The organism is Bacillus sp. FJAT-14266 (genome assembly GCF_001719225.1).
Classification (GTDB): Bacteria; Bacillota; Bacilli; order Bacillales; family Bacillaceae; genus Bacillus; species Bacillus subtilis.
In genome coordinates, this window is the sequence record NZ_CP017072.1 from 3326685 (window position 1) to 3340000 (window position 13316).

12 protein-coding genes, 13 tRNA genes and 1 riboswitch (1 of these 26 only partly in view) are annotated in these 13316 nt (G+C 45.1%); of the genes, 4 read left to right on the forward strand and 21 right to left on the reverse strand.

The features are described from left to right. Positions 1–57: 57 nt before the first annotated feature. The 4 genes from ssuD to BGM23_RS17235 are packed head-to-tail and all read right to left on the reverse strand — an operon-like array spanning position 58 to position 3821. The gene (gene ssuD / locus BGM23_RS17220) at positions 58–1188 is read right to left on the reverse strand and encodes an FMNH2-dependent alkanesulfonate monooxygenase (protein ID WP_003245787.1); all 1131 of its coding nucleotides are present in this window, start codon (positions 1186–1188) and stop codon (positions 58–60) included. Positions 1189–1210: 22 nt separating this feature from the next. Beyond that, positions 1211–2041: an ABC transporter permease gene (locus BGM23_RS17225; RefSeq protein WP_010886451.1), complete on the reverse strand. Its 831-nt coding sequence runs from the start codon at positions 2039–2041 to the stop codon at positions 1211–1213. Then, entirely contained in the window at positions 2038–3036 is a 999-nt protein-coding gene (locus BGM23_RS17230; RefSeq protein ID WP_024572624.1) for an aliphatic sulfonate ABC transporter substrate-binding protein, read from the reverse strand. The genes BGM23_RS17225 and BGM23_RS17230 overlap by 4 nt, the downstream gene beginning before the upstream one ends. Positions 3037–3053: 17 nt before the next feature. After that, complete coding sequence (locus tag BGM23_RS17235) at positions 3054–3821, reverse strand: ABC transporter ATP-binding protein (protein ID WP_046664057.1); 768 nt, start codon at positions 3819–3821, stop codon at positions 3054–3056. Positions 3822–4227: 406 nt separating this feature from the next. On the opposite strand from BGM23_RS17235, the gene katA reads away from it, so the two are divergent. Further along, positions 4228–5679, forward strand: a complete 1452-nt coding sequence (gene katA / locus BGM23_RS17240; protein ID WP_046664056.1) for a catalase KatA — start codon at positions 4228–4230, stop codon at positions 5677–5679. A gap of 41 nt (positions 5680–5720) precedes the next feature. Here katA and senS read toward each other — a convergent pair whose 3' ends face one another. Continuing rightward, positions 5721–5903, reverse strand: a complete 183-nt coding sequence (gene senS, locus BGM23_RS17245) for a transcriptional regulator SenS (RefSeq protein ID WP_029317517.1) — start codon at positions 5901–5903, stop codon at positions 5721–5723. 250 nt (positions 5904–6153) lie between these two features. Between senS and BGM23_RS17250 the strand changes: the two genes are divergently transcribed. After that, entirely contained in the window at positions 6154–7509 is a 1356-nt protein-coding gene (locus BGM23_RS17250; RefSeq protein WP_046664055.1) for an FAD-binding oxidoreductase, read from the forward strand. A gap of 37 nt (positions 7510–7546) precedes the next feature. Here BGM23_RS17250 and thiC read toward each other — a convergent pair whose 3' ends face one another. Together thiC and BGM23_RS17260 are read right to left on the reverse strand one after the other, a co-directional pair. Beyond that, positions 7547–9319, reverse strand: a complete 1773-nt coding sequence (gene thiC, locus BGM23_RS17255) for a phosphomethylpyrimidine synthase ThiC (protein ID WP_017697515.1) — start codon at positions 9317–9319, stop codon at positions 7547–7549. 133 nt (positions 9320–9452) lie between these two features. Next, positions 9453–9560: riboswitch (TPP riboswitch) on the reverse strand. Positions 9561–9629: 69 nt separating this feature from the next. Beyond that, entirely contained in the window at positions 9630–10322 is a 693-nt protein-coding gene (locus BGM23_RS17260) for a Type 1 glutamine amidotransferase-like domain-containing protein (RefSeq protein ID WP_029726359.1), read from the reverse strand. A gap of 41 nt (positions 10323–10363) precedes the next feature. Here BGM23_RS17260 and BGM23_RS21570 point away from each other — a divergent pair, with 41 nt between their 5' ends. Next, positions 10364–10636 (forward strand): spore coat protein, encoded by a 273-nt coding sequence (locus tag BGM23_RS21570; RefSeq protein ID WP_072692951.1) that lies wholly within the window; start codon positions 10364–10366, stop codon positions 10634–10636. A gap of 74 nt (positions 10637–10710) precedes the next feature. On the opposite strand, the gene BGM23_RS17270 is transcribed toward BGM23_RS21570, so the two are convergent. Beyond that, entirely contained in the window at positions 10711–10914 is a 204-nt protein-coding gene (locus tag BGM23_RS17270; protein ID WP_014479229.1) for a hypothetical protein, read from the reverse strand. A gap of 141 nt (positions 10915–11055) precedes the next feature. Here BGM23_RS17270 and spo0M point away from each other — a divergent pair, with 141 nt between their 5' ends. After that, positions 11056–11832 carry a sporulation control protein Spo0M gene (spo0M, locus tag BGM23_RS17275; protein ID WP_029726361.1) on the forward strand — a complete coding sequence of 259 codons (777 nt, stop codon included), beginning with the start codon at positions 11056–11058 and terminating at the stop codon, positions 11830–11832. Between the two features lie 78 nt (positions 11833–11910). Here the strand turns inward: spo0M and BGM23_RS17280 are convergent. From BGM23_RS17280 to BGM23_RS17340, 13 genes are all read right to left on the reverse strand, one after another. Further along, positions 11911–11992, reverse strand: a tRNA-Leu gene (locus BGM23_RS17280). Positions 11993–12257: 265 nt separating this feature from the next. After that, positions 12258–12346, reverse strand: a tRNA-Leu gene (locus tag BGM23_RS17285). Positions 12347–12353: 7 nt separating this feature from the next. Continuing rightward, positions 12354–12424 (reverse strand) — tRNA-Cys (locus BGM23_RS17290). 5 nt (positions 12425–12429) lie between these two features. Continuing rightward, positions 12430–12504, reverse strand: a tRNA-Gly gene (locus BGM23_RS17295). A gap of 49 nt (positions 12505–12553) precedes the next feature. After that, positions 12554–12625: transfer RNA gene (locus BGM23_RS17300), tRNA-Gln, on the reverse strand. A 9-nt stretch (positions 12626–12634) separates the two neighbouring features. Then, a tRNA-His gene (locus tag BGM23_RS17305) sits at positions 12635–12710 on the reverse strand. 24 nt (positions 12711–12734) lie between these two features. Continuing rightward, positions 12735–12808: transfer RNA gene (locus tag BGM23_RS17310), tRNA-Trp, on the reverse strand. Positions 12809–12813: 5 nt separating this feature from the next. Then, positions 12814–12898 (reverse strand) — tRNA-Tyr (locus tag BGM23_RS17315). 22 nt (positions 12899–12920) lie between these two features. Next, positions 12921–12993 (reverse strand) — tRNA-Thr (locus tag BGM23_RS17320). Positions 12994–12998: 5 nt separating this feature from the next. Continuing rightward, positions 12999–13074: transfer RNA gene (locus BGM23_RS17325), tRNA-Phe, on the reverse strand. 12 nt (positions 13075–13086) lie between these two features. Beyond that, a tRNA-Asp gene (locus BGM23_RS17330) sits at positions 13087–13163 on the reverse strand. Between the two features lie 11 nt (positions 13164–13174). After that, positions 13175–13251, reverse strand: a tRNA-Met gene (locus BGM23_RS17335). A gap of 9 nt (positions 13252–13260) precedes the next feature. Next, positions 13261–13316, reverse strand: a tRNA-Val gene (locus tag BGM23_RS17340) (it continues 20 nt past the right edge of the window).

Genomic DNA, 13316 nt, shown 5'->3' on the forward strand with positions numbered 1-13316 from the left:
AAAGCCCCCTTTTTTTGAATATCATACCATGTTCGGGGGGCTGTATTTTAGTTAAACTCATGCATTTTTCTCTTTGACAAAATAAGTGTTTCCTACCGCTTCTCCCCTTTTGTTCTGAAGCTTTCTCGTCCGATCATTTTCAAACGGCAAAAGCGGAAATACAAGCTCTGCAAAATAATACGCTTCTTCTAAATGCGGATAGCCTGAGAATATAAACGATTCTATGCCGAGTGCCTGGTACTCCGCTATCCGGTCGGCAATCGTCTGCGGATCACCGACAAGAGCTGTTCCTGCCCCTCCTCTGACCAGGCCGATCCCCGCCCACAGATTCGGACTGATTTCAAGCTTCGTCCGATCGCCTTGATGAAGGACGGCCATCCGCTGCTGGCCTGAAGAGTCGTAACGGCTCAAAGCTGCCTGCGCTTTGGCAATGGTGTCATCATCCAAGTGGCTGATCAAGCGCTCAGCCGCTTCCCACGCCTCTTGTTCAGTTTCACGGGCAATGACATGCAGCCTAATGCCAAATCGAACGGATCTTCCTTCTTTTGCCGCTTGCTTTTTGACTCTCTCTATCTTTTCTTTTACTTGTTCAGGCGGCTCCCCCCATGTCAAGTACACGTCTGTATGCTTTGCGGCAGCTTCAATTCCAGCCTGTGACGAACCACCGAAATAGATGGGCGGATGCGGCTCTTGCTGCGGCGGGAAAAGCAGATTGCTGTTTTCCACTTTTATATGCTTTCCTTCATAGGAAACCGTTTCTCCCTGCAAAAGTCTCCGCCAAACGGTTAAAAATTCGTCTGTTGCCTCGTAGCGCTCATCATGGCTGATAAACAGGCCATCGCCTGCCAGCTCATACGGATCGCCCCCTGCCACAACGTTGATCAGCAGCCGCCCGTCTGAAATGCGGTCTAGGGTGGATGTCATTCTGGCTGCCAGAGAAGGCTGCATTAAACCAGGTCTTACCGCGACTAAAAACTTTAAGTCCTTTGTTTCTCCTGCCAGTGCCGACGCTGTAAGCCACGGGTCTTCGCACGATCTTCCCGTTGGCAGAAGAACTCCTGTATATCCCAGCCTGTCTGCCGCCTGGGCGACTTGTTTAAAGTAAAGATGATCCGCAGTCCGTCCATCACTTTCAGATCCTAAATATCTCGCGTCTCCATGAGTCGGTATAAACCAAAGAATTTCCATATTCATCTCCCCTTTATATCTTTTATCCTTCGTAGCTGTTTCTCCACTTTAACAGCTTTCGTTCCAGCAGCCTGACGAAGGAATCCGTCAGCTTTCCAACCACTGCAAAAATGATAATCCCTGCAAAGACTTTATTTGTTTGTGAAAACTGTCTCGCATCCATGATCATATAGCCGACTCCCGAGCTTGAACCCATCAGCTCTGCCACAACGAGCCCGAGCCATGCAATGCCGAGCGATAAGCGAATGCCTAGCAATATATTGGGCAGGGCTGCCGGCAATATCACTTTGGATATCTGCTGATGCCATTTAAATTCAAGCACCCGGGCGACTTCAAACAGCTTCGCGTCAACCCCGCGGATGCCGTTAAACGTATTGATATAGACAGGAAAGAAGGCACCGAGCGCAATCAGCAAAATTTTAGATACTTCGTCAAATCCGAACCATAAAATAAACAGCGGCGTGACGGCCAGATGAGGTACGGTTCTAAGCATTTGCAACGACGGATCAAGATACAGCTCCGTCCGTTTGGAGAATCCAGCCAAAATCCCGATCATCAATCCAAGCCCCGCGCCAAGCAAAAAACCAAGTGCCGCCCGATAAATGCTGATTTGCAGATGGCCGAACAGTTCGCCGGACAAAATAAGCTCCTTAAAGGTCAGAACAATCGTAACAGGTGTAGGCAGCACTGTAGCGGACACAACCCCCAGCCCGCCGATGACCTGCCAGATGGCAATGATGACAGCGGGCAGTAAAAGCCCCTTCATCCAGCCGTATCTCTTCCTTCCGGGCTTTTTTCGCACCGCTTCCGCATTCGTTTTGGGCAGCGAGCCCGCAGCCTCTGCTTTCATCATTGATCACCTCCTGAGGAATGTTCCTTTAATGCTTTTTTGATAAAAGTGTTATCGACAACATCCTTCACATCAATCTTCTTATCTATCGCCTTTGTTCGAAATTGAAAATCTGCTGTTTCCTGCTGCGCTTTCACAATGTCGTCACTGATGACCTCATTCAGAGGTTCAGTATTTTTCAGCACATTTTCGACGACCTTTTTATCGAGATCTTTAATGTCAGAATACAAGTCCGCTGCTTCATCCAGATGTTCCTTTTGCCATACAACGGCTTTATTAAACACCTTCAGAAAACGGACCACTTCGTCTGGATGCTCCTCTGAAAACTTTGTTCTTACTAAAGTAAAACCCGGTGAATATAAATCTGTGCTTTCTCCGTTCACAAGGATTTTTGCTCCGTGTTTCATTGTTTCTAAGGACAAGTACGGCTCCCAAATGGACCAGGCATCAACAGATCCGTTTTCAAATGCGGAAGCTGCTTCATCAGGCTGAAGCTGAATAATTGTCACATCGTTAGCTGACAACCCCACTTGATCAAGCGCTTTATACAAAAAATCAAACCCGCTGCTGCCTTTGGCGACTGCAATTTTCTTTCCCTTTAAGTCCTTAACGTCTTGAATGCCGCTGTTTTGATTGACAAGGATGCCGTTTGCTTTCAAACCGTCCTGTGACAAACCGATTTCTTTAAAGTCAATGCCTGCCGCCTGTCCAGCAATCACAGGCGAATTACCGACTTGAGAAAAATCAAGTTTGTCTGCCGCAAGGCCTTCAAATTGGGGCGGACCGCTTTGAAACTCCACCCATTTCACTTTGATGCCTTCTTTTTCAAATGCATCTTCGAACCAGCCTTTTTCCTTTGCGATCAAAAGCGGGCTTAAGCTTTGCTGAATACCAATACGAATTTCCTTCAATTGTTTGTGGTCACCGCTGGCTCCATTTGCTCCACAGCCTGCGAGCAGAAAAATAACGGCAACCAATACAATGAGTCCTTTTTTCATTTCCGCTTCCGCCCTTTCTATATCCCTGATCCTTCTGCGTACTCCAAATCTTCTGTTTTCTCGAATTCCGACAGCACTCTCTGTCTGATCGCTTGGAAATCCGGAGTCGTCCGGTTTCGCGGATACGCCAGGTGAATGGGCATCAGCTTATGGATTTTCCCCGGTTTGGCCTTAAGGATCGCAAGCTCATTTCCTAAATAAACAGATTCATCTATATCATGAGTCACAAGAATCATCGTTGTTTTTTTCCTCCTCCATATATCCAGCAGCACGTCCTGCAGGTGTTTTCTTGTAAAAGCGTCGAGTGCACCAAACGGTTCATCTAAAAGCAGCATCTCAGGCTCCCGCAGCAGGGCCCGGGCGATGGCTACTCTTTGTGACATGCCGCCTGACAGCTCGCGCGGATATGCTTTTTCCGATCCTTTCAATCTGACAATCTCGATCAGTTCATCCACCTTTTGTTTGACTTTTGGGTCCTTCAAATTCAAGTCGGCGGCAATATTCTGCTCAACAGTCAGCCAAGGAAAGAGGCGGTGTTCCTGAAAAATAAATCCTTGCTGAATACCCGGAGCTGTTACGCTGCGGCCGTTAATTTCAACACTCCCGTCATATTCAGAATCAAGCCCTGCAATAATCTTTAACAGGGTGCTTTTTCCGCACCCACTCGGTCCGATAAGCGTTAGAAATTCGCCTGGTGCGATTGATAATTCTATGTTTTCTAAGACCGTGTTTTTGCGGCCTTCTTGAACAAATGCCTTTTCTTTGATGCTGATGGTCACAGCCACTTTTATCCCTCTCTTTCTGCCAACCCCGCCTTCAAAAAAACAAAAAGGCCCCCATCTCTGTTCTTGTAGAGATGAGAGCCTTCGGCGGTCCGATCAGCTGCCCAATTGTTTTTTTGTTTGAATAACATGTTAATTCAAATTATTCCGATATGTCAACTATTTTTTAAATACGATTTTTGATATCCTTGTTTATCACTTACTCTGCTTGTTTCGCAAATAGAGAAGGAAAAATTATTTCTCCAAAAATTATTAATTGTCATAGAAAGCTGTTACAACAAGGTTTTTCAACACTTTCGATACTAGATATCGATTAATAGAGATGACTATTTTATAATAATTATAAAATAATATTGACTTTTTACTTAGAGATGATATTATGTTCTTATAAATTCCAAGAGGTGATAACATGAGTTCAAATAAACTGACAACTAGCTGGGGCGCTCCGGTTGGAGATAATCAAAACTCAATGACTGCCGGTTCTCGCGGACCAACTTTAATTCAAGATGTACATTTACTCGAAAAATTGGCCCATTTCAACCGAGAACGTGTTCCTGAACGTGTTGTTCACGCCAAAGGAGCAGGCGCACACGGATATTTTGAAGTGACAAACGACGTAACTAAATACACGAAAGCCGCTTTCCTTTCTGAAGTCGGCAAACGCACACCGTTGTTCATCCGTTTCTCAACAGTTGCCGGTGAACTTGGCTCTGCTGACACAGTTCGCGACCCGCGCGGATTTGCTGTTAAATTTTATACTGAAGAAGGAAACTACGACATCGTCGGCAACAATACGCCTGTATTCTTTATCCGCGATGCGATTAAGTTCCCTGATTTCATCCATACACAAAAAAGAGATCCAAAAACACACCTGAAAAACCCTACGGCTGTATGGGATTTCTGGTCACTTTCACCAGAGTCACTTCACCAAGTGACAATCCTGATGTCTGACCGCGGAATTCCTGCAACACTTCGCCACATGCACGGCTTCGGAAGCCATACATTCAAATGGACAAATGCCGAAGGCGAAGGCGTATGGATTAAATATCACTTTAAAACGGAACAAGGCGTGAAAAACCTTGATGTCAATACGGCAGCAAAAATTGCCGGTGAAAACCCTGATTACCATACAGAAGACCTTTTCAATGCAATCGAAAACGGTGATTATCCTGCATGGAAACTATATGTGCAAATCATGCCTTTAGAAGATGCAAACACGTACCGTTTCGATCCGTTTGATGTCACAAAAGTTTGGTCTCAAAAAGACTACCCGTTAATCGAGGTCGGACGCATGGTTCTAGACAGAAATCCGGAAAACTACTTTGTAGAGGTAGAACAAGCGACATTTTCACCTGGAACACTCGTGCCTGGTATTGATGTTTCACCGGATAAAATGCTTCAAGGCCGACTGTTTGCTTATCATGATGCACACCGCTACCGTGTCGGTGCAAACCATCAAGCGCTGCCAATCAACCGCGCACGCAACAAAGTAAACAATTATCAGCGTGATGGACAAATGCGCTTTGATGATAACGGCGGCGGATCTGTGTATTACGAGCCTAACAGTTTCGGCGGTCCAAAAGAGTCACCTGAGGATAAGCAAGCAGCATATCCGGTACAAGGCATCGCTGACAGCGTAAGCTACGATCACAACGATCACTACACTCAAGCCGGTGATCTGTATCGTTTAATGAGTGAAGATGAACGTACCCGCCTTGTTGAAAATATCGTTAATGCTATGAAGCCGGTAGAAAAAGAAGAAATCAAGCTGCGCCAAATCGAGCACTTCTACAAAGCGGATCCTGAATACGGAAAGCGCGTGGCAGAAGGCCTTGGATTGCCGATTAAAAAAGATGCTTAATGTAGAAATGCAAAAACCCGCTGTAATCAGCGGGTTTTTTTCTATTTAGTTACACATTGCGTATGCTTCTCATCAATCTTCATATAAATTTCTTCCATGAGCTCCGCGCTGTTTATAATCTCTCGTTTGTTTTTTTCAATCAGCAGCTCAAGCGGCAAAATCTGATTCCCGTAGGTTTTTCGCTTTCTGAATCGTTTTCTCCCCTTTTCTTTTTTGACTCCCATCAATAATCCCTCCTTTTTCATACAAAAAAGGCCCTTATCTAAACGATAAGAGCCTTCGGTGTTCCGATCAGCGCGATAAATTTGAAAAATTTGTACTGACCATGTTAATTCATACAATACTGAACTGTCAACTATTTTTTAAGGGTGTTGACACTGTATCAGATTGCATCCCCGCTTTTTCCTTATACACTCTTTTCCCCTGACGCATAAGCTAGAGAAACTAGAATACGAAAGAAAGAGATGTGGGAGTGTGGAAAAGACAAAATTGACAGGACGTATCGTGACACGGGATGATCCGGACTATAACGAAGCAAGAACCAATATTAACCTAAGCTTAGAAAGGTATCCTGACATCATTGTGTTTTGCCAAAACAAACAGGATGCACTCAATGCGCTGAAATGGGCGCGTGAAAACCGTGTGCCTTTCCGTATTAGAGGCGGCAGACACAGCTATGAGAACTTTTCCCTTTTAAATAACGGTCTTGTTATTGATTTAAGCGAAATGAAAAAAATAACTGTGAATCAGGATAAAAAGCTGGCCTATATTGAAGCGGGGGCTGAATTGGGAGAAGTCTATCGGACACTCTGGCAATACGGCCTGACGCTTCCCGCAGGCACCATTGCTAATGTAGGGCTCACAGGTTTAACTCTCGGAGGGGGAATTGGACTTTTAACAAGGGCTGCCGGCCTTACTTGCGACAGCCTCGTGCAGCTTGAGATGATCGTAGCAGACGAAAAAGAGGGCGCTGATCTGATTACAGTCAGCTGTTCAAGTCATCCAGACTTATTTTGGGCGTCTCAGGGAGGCGGAGGAGGCAATTTTGGCATAGTCACCTCCATGACATTTAAAGCAGTGCCCATCTCTCAAGTGTCGATTTTTTCTATAACATGGGGATGGGATGATTTTGAGGAAGTATTTAACACGTGGCAGCACTGGGCTCCGTATACAGATGACCGGCTTACATCATCAATAGAGTTTTGGCCTAAAGAAGTAAACCGAATAGAAGCCATCGGCCAATTTGTCGGGCCAAAAACAGAGTTAAAAAAACTGTTAAAGCCTTTATTGAAAGCAGGAAGCCCAACAAGCGGAATGGTAAAAACAATGCCGTTCATCGAAGCGGTAACCTTTTTTAACAGCCCGGGAGGCAATCAGCCTCAAAAAATGAAACGCTCCGGCTCTTTCATTGAAAAGCCATTATCAGAACGTGCGATTTCAACACTAAAACACTTTTTAGAGCACGCTCCGAATCAAAACGCCAGTGTCTGGCAGCAAGCACTCGGCGGGGCAGCCGGACGGATCGCTCCCGACCAAACGGCATTTTATTATCGTGATGCAATCATCGCCCAGGAATACTTAACAAACTGGACATCTCCTGAAGAAAAAAGACAAAATGTCCGCTGGATTGAGGGGCTGAGAACGTCCCTTTCGAGAGAAACGATGGGAGACTACGTAAATTGGCCAGATATCGAAATCAGAAACTGGCCAAGAACATATTACGGCGAAAACGTTGAACGACTCCGCCGTGTCAAAACGAAATATGATCCAGAAAATGTTTTCCGCTTTGAACAGAGTATTCCTCCGCTTCGACGCTCTCTGTTTTTCTAAAAAAATGAAGATGGAGCATTCTCCATCTTCATTTTTTTTATTGATATAAATTGCTTCCCGTATCGACAAACTCTTTTGCTTTTTCTTTTAATCCTTTATTTATGGCTTCTGCTTCACTGAGATCGTTTTTCTTCGCATAATCCCGAATATCCTGTGAAATTCTCATGCTGCAAAATTTCGGACCGCACATGGAACAAAAGTGAGCGGTTTTTGCTCCTTCAGCAGGCAGGGTTTCATCATGGTATTCAAGGGCTCTCTCCGGATCAAGAGATAAATTAAACTGATCCCGCCAGCGGAATTCAAAACGGGCTTTCGATAACGCATCATCCCGGATTTGCGCTCCGGGATGCCCTTTTGCAAGGTCCGCAGCGTGCGCAGCGATCTTATATGTAATGACTCCTTCACGAACATCATCACGGTTTGGCAGCCCTAAATGCTCCTTCGGCGTTACATAACAAAGCATTGCTGTCCCATACCAACCGATCATCGCCGCTCCGATCGCTGAAGTAATATGGTCATATCCCGGGGCAATATCCGTTGTCAACGGCCCCAATGTGTAAAAAGGCGCTTCTTTACAAATGTCCATTTGTTTATCGACGTTCTCTTTGATTTTATGCATCGGAACATGTCCAGGACCCTCAATCATCACCTGAACATCATGCTTCCAGGCAATTTGCGTCAGCTCTCCAAGCGTCTCTAATTCAGCAAACTGCGCTTCGTCATTGGCATCAGCAATTGATCCGGGACGCAAACCATCCCCAAGAGAGAAAGCAATATCATACATTTTCATAATCTCACATATTTCTTCAAAATGTGTGTATAAAAAGCTTTCTTGATGATGAGCCAGACACCACTGCGCCATAATCGCTCCCCCGCGTGACACAATACCAGTTGTCCGTTTGGCAGTCAGCGGTACATACCTAAGCAAAACACCCGCGTGAATCGTAAAATAATCCACTCCCTGTTCTGCCTGCTCGATTAGCGTATCACGATAAATCTCCCACGTTAAATCCTCCGCTACGCCGTTTACTTTTTCAAGCGCCTGATAAATCGGAACAGTTCCCACAGGCACGGGGCAATTGCGGATAATCCATTCACGCGTCGTATGAATATCTTTTCCGGTAGAGAGATCCATCATCGTATCCGCTCCCCAGCGGATGGCCCACGTCATTTTTTCCACTTCTTCTTCAATGGATGACGTAACCGCTGAATTCCCGATATTCGCATTAATCTTCACATGAAAATTCCGGCCGATAATCATTGGCTCACTTTCAGGGTGATTAATGTTTGAAGGAATAATCGCCCGGCCGCTGGCTACCTCGTCTCTGACGAATTCAGGAGACACATGCTCACGAATGGCGATAAATTCCATCTCAGGTGTAATGATCCCCTTTTTTGCATAGTGCATTTGTGTGACATTTTGACCTGCCTTCGCCCTCAGCGGTTTCCGCTTTAATCCTGGATAGCTTACGTTTGGATTTGCTTTTTTATAACCGTTATCTTCTGGTTTTATAGCCCGACCTTCATACTCTTCCACGTCACCGCGCTCTGTGATCCATTTTTGGCGGAGCGGCTTTAATCCTTCTTGAATATTAATGGTTACTTCAGGGTCCGTATACGGTCCGCTTGTATCATAGACACGCACAGGCGCGTTTTCCTCTTCGCCGAACGATCCCGTCGTCGGACTCAATAGAATCTCCCTCATCGGCACTTGGATGTCCGAAGAAGAGCCCTCCACGTATACCTTCTTGCTGCCTGAAAAACTTGACATAATGGAAATGTTGGCTTGCTGCACTGAATTGTTTTGCATTACTTTTCCTTCCCCTTTCTACGTTTGAAAGGACAAAATCAAGCCCATAACCAGCACAAAAAACCGGATTCATATAAATGAACCCGGTTACAGTCAGAAAGAAACATATTATTGCCCAGCAAGACAATAACAAAAAACAATTCCTCTACTTCCCCACGCTGGTACGAACCAGATCAGGTCCAAAGGGTTAAGAAGCTTACCTTCTCTCTCAGCCCGAAAGCGGGCACCCCCAGTAACTATTGATTTCGCACTCATCTTATCATAAAATCAATCTGAAAAAAAGAGGAATATAGATAATATTCAGCCAATTTCACCCTAAATATTTGACCGGCAACGGGATTTCAGCTATTTCATGTTCAGCCATCATCACCCGATATGCCTTTGCACCCGACCTTGAACTCACAGTCTGAAACAGCTGATCATTTATGAAATGGAGAGCAGCCCCATCATCCGCTGCATAGCCACTGCATAAGAACTTGTTAGATATCAGCCGGTGGTATGCCGGTCTCCGATCCTTTTCCCCGTCATAATGGGGACAAAAGCTCCCTTGCAAAAAACCTAAACTTTTCAAACTTGTCAGCGGTCCGGCTGAATCTGTCACCCCTTCTTCAAACCAGCAGATCGCACCGGCACTTAATCCAGCTACAACCACACCGTTCTTCCATGCTTCCCTGAGAATATGATCCAGCCCCCACTCTTTCCATAACACAAGTAAATTCCGCGTATTTCCACCGCCAACATAAATCACGTCCATTTCCATAACAAAAGAATCTAAATCTGTTGATGGCGGCTTAAACAAAGATAAGTGAGACGGCACGCAATCCAGTGTTTTAAATGCATGATAAAACCGCTGAATATAGTTTTGGGAATCTCCGCTCGCCGTCGGCAAAAAACAAATACGAGGCTGCTCTCGTTTTGATTGATTGAGGATATATTGATCGAGGGACAAATTATCCGGATCCATCGAAAAACCCCCGCCCCCCATCGCAATAATCTGCTTCATCATCACACCCCCCAACAAAATTTGTTGCTTATTATAGCATTTTGTATAGAAGCAAGAAACAAAGCCAAATACTTTCTTATCAGGAGCTGCTAAAAAAACAAAGGAGGTGGTTTCCCATTGAACAAAGTCTTTGTCCCAAAGATATTCTTGATTTGTTAACAACAATAAAAACCAGCATTAACAAATACACTGTCGCAATAACAGAAGCCGAAAATCCCCACATCAGAAGAGCATTGCATGATCAATTAGATACAACTGTTTATCTCCATGATGAACTGTCAGATCTTCTGTTAGAAAAGGGGTGGCTCGGGTGAGCAATTACGCTTTTATCTTGCAGTAAAGACCACAAAAAGAGACGGGATCTCAAAGATGAGATGCCGTCTCTTTTTTATTGCTCCACTCTTCTTAAAGCCTCATTTACCGTTTCTTTTATAAACGCGTCTTCACCGCTTAATCGGTCTAAACTGAGATCGCCGTTTCTCAGCCTTTCGGAAATATTGTTTATATCCTCCTCTACTGTGATTTGCAGCTCACCGGCCAAAAACATTCTGTGTAATTCATCTGCAACCAAACTTTCTTTATTCACTTCCATCCACTCCTTTATTTTCAATATTATTCTTAGTCTGTCCCTAGGCCGAGACGAATAATAGGAAAAAAGTATGAATCAAACGAATCTTTTTTCCGCCTTCTTACGTATATCTGTTGAGAAAAAAGAAAAAGGGGAAGATCTAACATGTCATTTTTTAAGAAGCTTGCGGCAAGTGCCGGAATTGGAGCTGCAAAAGTAGATACAATTTTAGAAAAAGACGCATATTTTCCAGGAGAAGAAGTACAGGGAACGGTACATGTCAAAGGCGGAAAAATCGCTCAGGACATCCGTTATATCGATTTACAGCTTAGCACACGGTATGTCATTGTAAAAGACGATGAAGAGCACCGGAAATACGCTACAATTCATTCTTTCCGGGTCACTGGTTCATTTACCATACAGCCTGGTGAAGAGCATCAATTTCCGTTCACATTCACTCTGCCTCTAGATACGCCGATCACTGTAGGGAAAGTAGAGGTTGCCGTGGTGACAGACCTTGACATTCAAGGCGGTATCGATAAATCCGATCATGACCGCATTTTTGTTGAAGCGCACCCTTGGATTGAAAATGTGCTTGAAGCAATCGAAAACCTGGGCTTCCGTCTTAACGAAGCAGACTGCGAACAAGCGCCCTACTTCCAGCGTCGTCTTCCGTTTGTTCAAGAATTCGAATTCGTTCCGACTTCCGGATATTATCGTCAGATGCTTGATGAATTAGAGCTCATTTTCCTTTTAGACGAAGACGGTTTGGAAATCATTTTCGAAGTCGACCGCAGAGCAAGAGGATTCCGAGGGTGGCTGGAAGAGATGTATAATGACGGAGAACAGCTTGTACGCGTCCGTTTCAGCCAATCAGAGCTTGAAGATACAGAAGAGCTAGAAGAGGTGCTAGAAGAGATCCTAGACCAATACGCTGAGTAAGTATAAAAAGGAGCCTCGGCTCCTTTTCTTTAATAAATAATAAAAACCCGTTCCTGTTAAGAAACGGGTTTTTCAGTATACCGGTGGTCGGGGTCGAACCGACACTCCAGAAGGAACACGATTTTGAGTCGTGCGCGTCTGCCAATTCCGCCACACCGGCAAGTTTTACGTCGTATCTAACCGACGAATATAAATATATCATGAATCTCATAAAGTGTCAACGTATTTCAAAAAAGTTTTTATGGAAATATAAAATAAAAGTGTTGAAAGACTAGCTATACAGCCGCTTTATAATAGGCCTCGGAACTTAACTTGTTATGATAAATCAAAGCATTAAAAAAATGATCTACTTATGTAGATCATTAATATGATTAGTTATAATGATAAAACACAAACACCAATTCAACTTACCATGTAAGTAAAATTGGTGCCGAGGGCCGGACTTGAACCGGCACGGTAGTCACCTACCGCAGGATTTTAAGTCCTGTGTGTCTGCCAATTCCACCACCCCGGCAATAAGAAGGCGACACCCGGATTCGAACCGGGGATAAAGGTTTTGCAGACCTCTGCCTTACCACTTGGCTATGCCGCCGTAATTGGAGCGGAAGACGGGATTCGAACCCGCGACCCCCACCTTGGCAAGGTGGTGTTCTACCACTGAACTACTTCCGCATTTTTAATGGACTTAATACATTATATGCAGTTGATATAAAAAGTGAGACTGGGCTAGCTGGATTCGAACCAACGCATGACGGAGTCAAAGTCCGTTGCCTTACCGCTTGGCTATAGCCCAATGATAATATGGGGCGATTGATGGGAATCGAACCCACGAGTGCCAGAGCCACAATCTGGTGCGTTAACCACTTCGCCACAACCGCCATAATCTCAAGATGTCATAAATTTGGCAGGGGCAGTAGGAATCGAACCCACACCGGAGGTTTTGGAGACCTCTGTTCTACCGTTAAACTATGCCCCTATAAATGGTGGAGGGGGGCAGATTCGAACTGCCGAACCCTGAGGGAGCGGATTTACAGTCCGCCGCGTTTAGCCACTTCGCTACCCCTCCACATTAAATTTTGAAAAAACAGTGCCGGCAAGAGGACTTGAACCCCCAACCTACTGATTACAAGTCAGTTGCTCTACCAATTGAGCTACACCGGCATAGGTGGTGGCTCGGGACGGAATCGAACCGCCGACACACGGATTTTCAGTCCGTTGCTCTACCAACTGAGCTACCGAGCCTAAGTATTTAAATGGCGGTCCGGACGGGACTCGAACCCGCGACCTCCTGCGTGACAGGCAGGCATTCTAACCAACTGAACTACCGGACCATTTTAAAATTTGGTTGCGGGGGCAGGATTTGAACCTGCGACCTTCGGGTTATGAGCCCGACGAGCTACCGAACTGCTCCACCCCGCGATGATATAATGGTGGAGGATGACGGGCTCGAACCGCCGACCCTCTGCTTGTAAGGCAGATGCTCT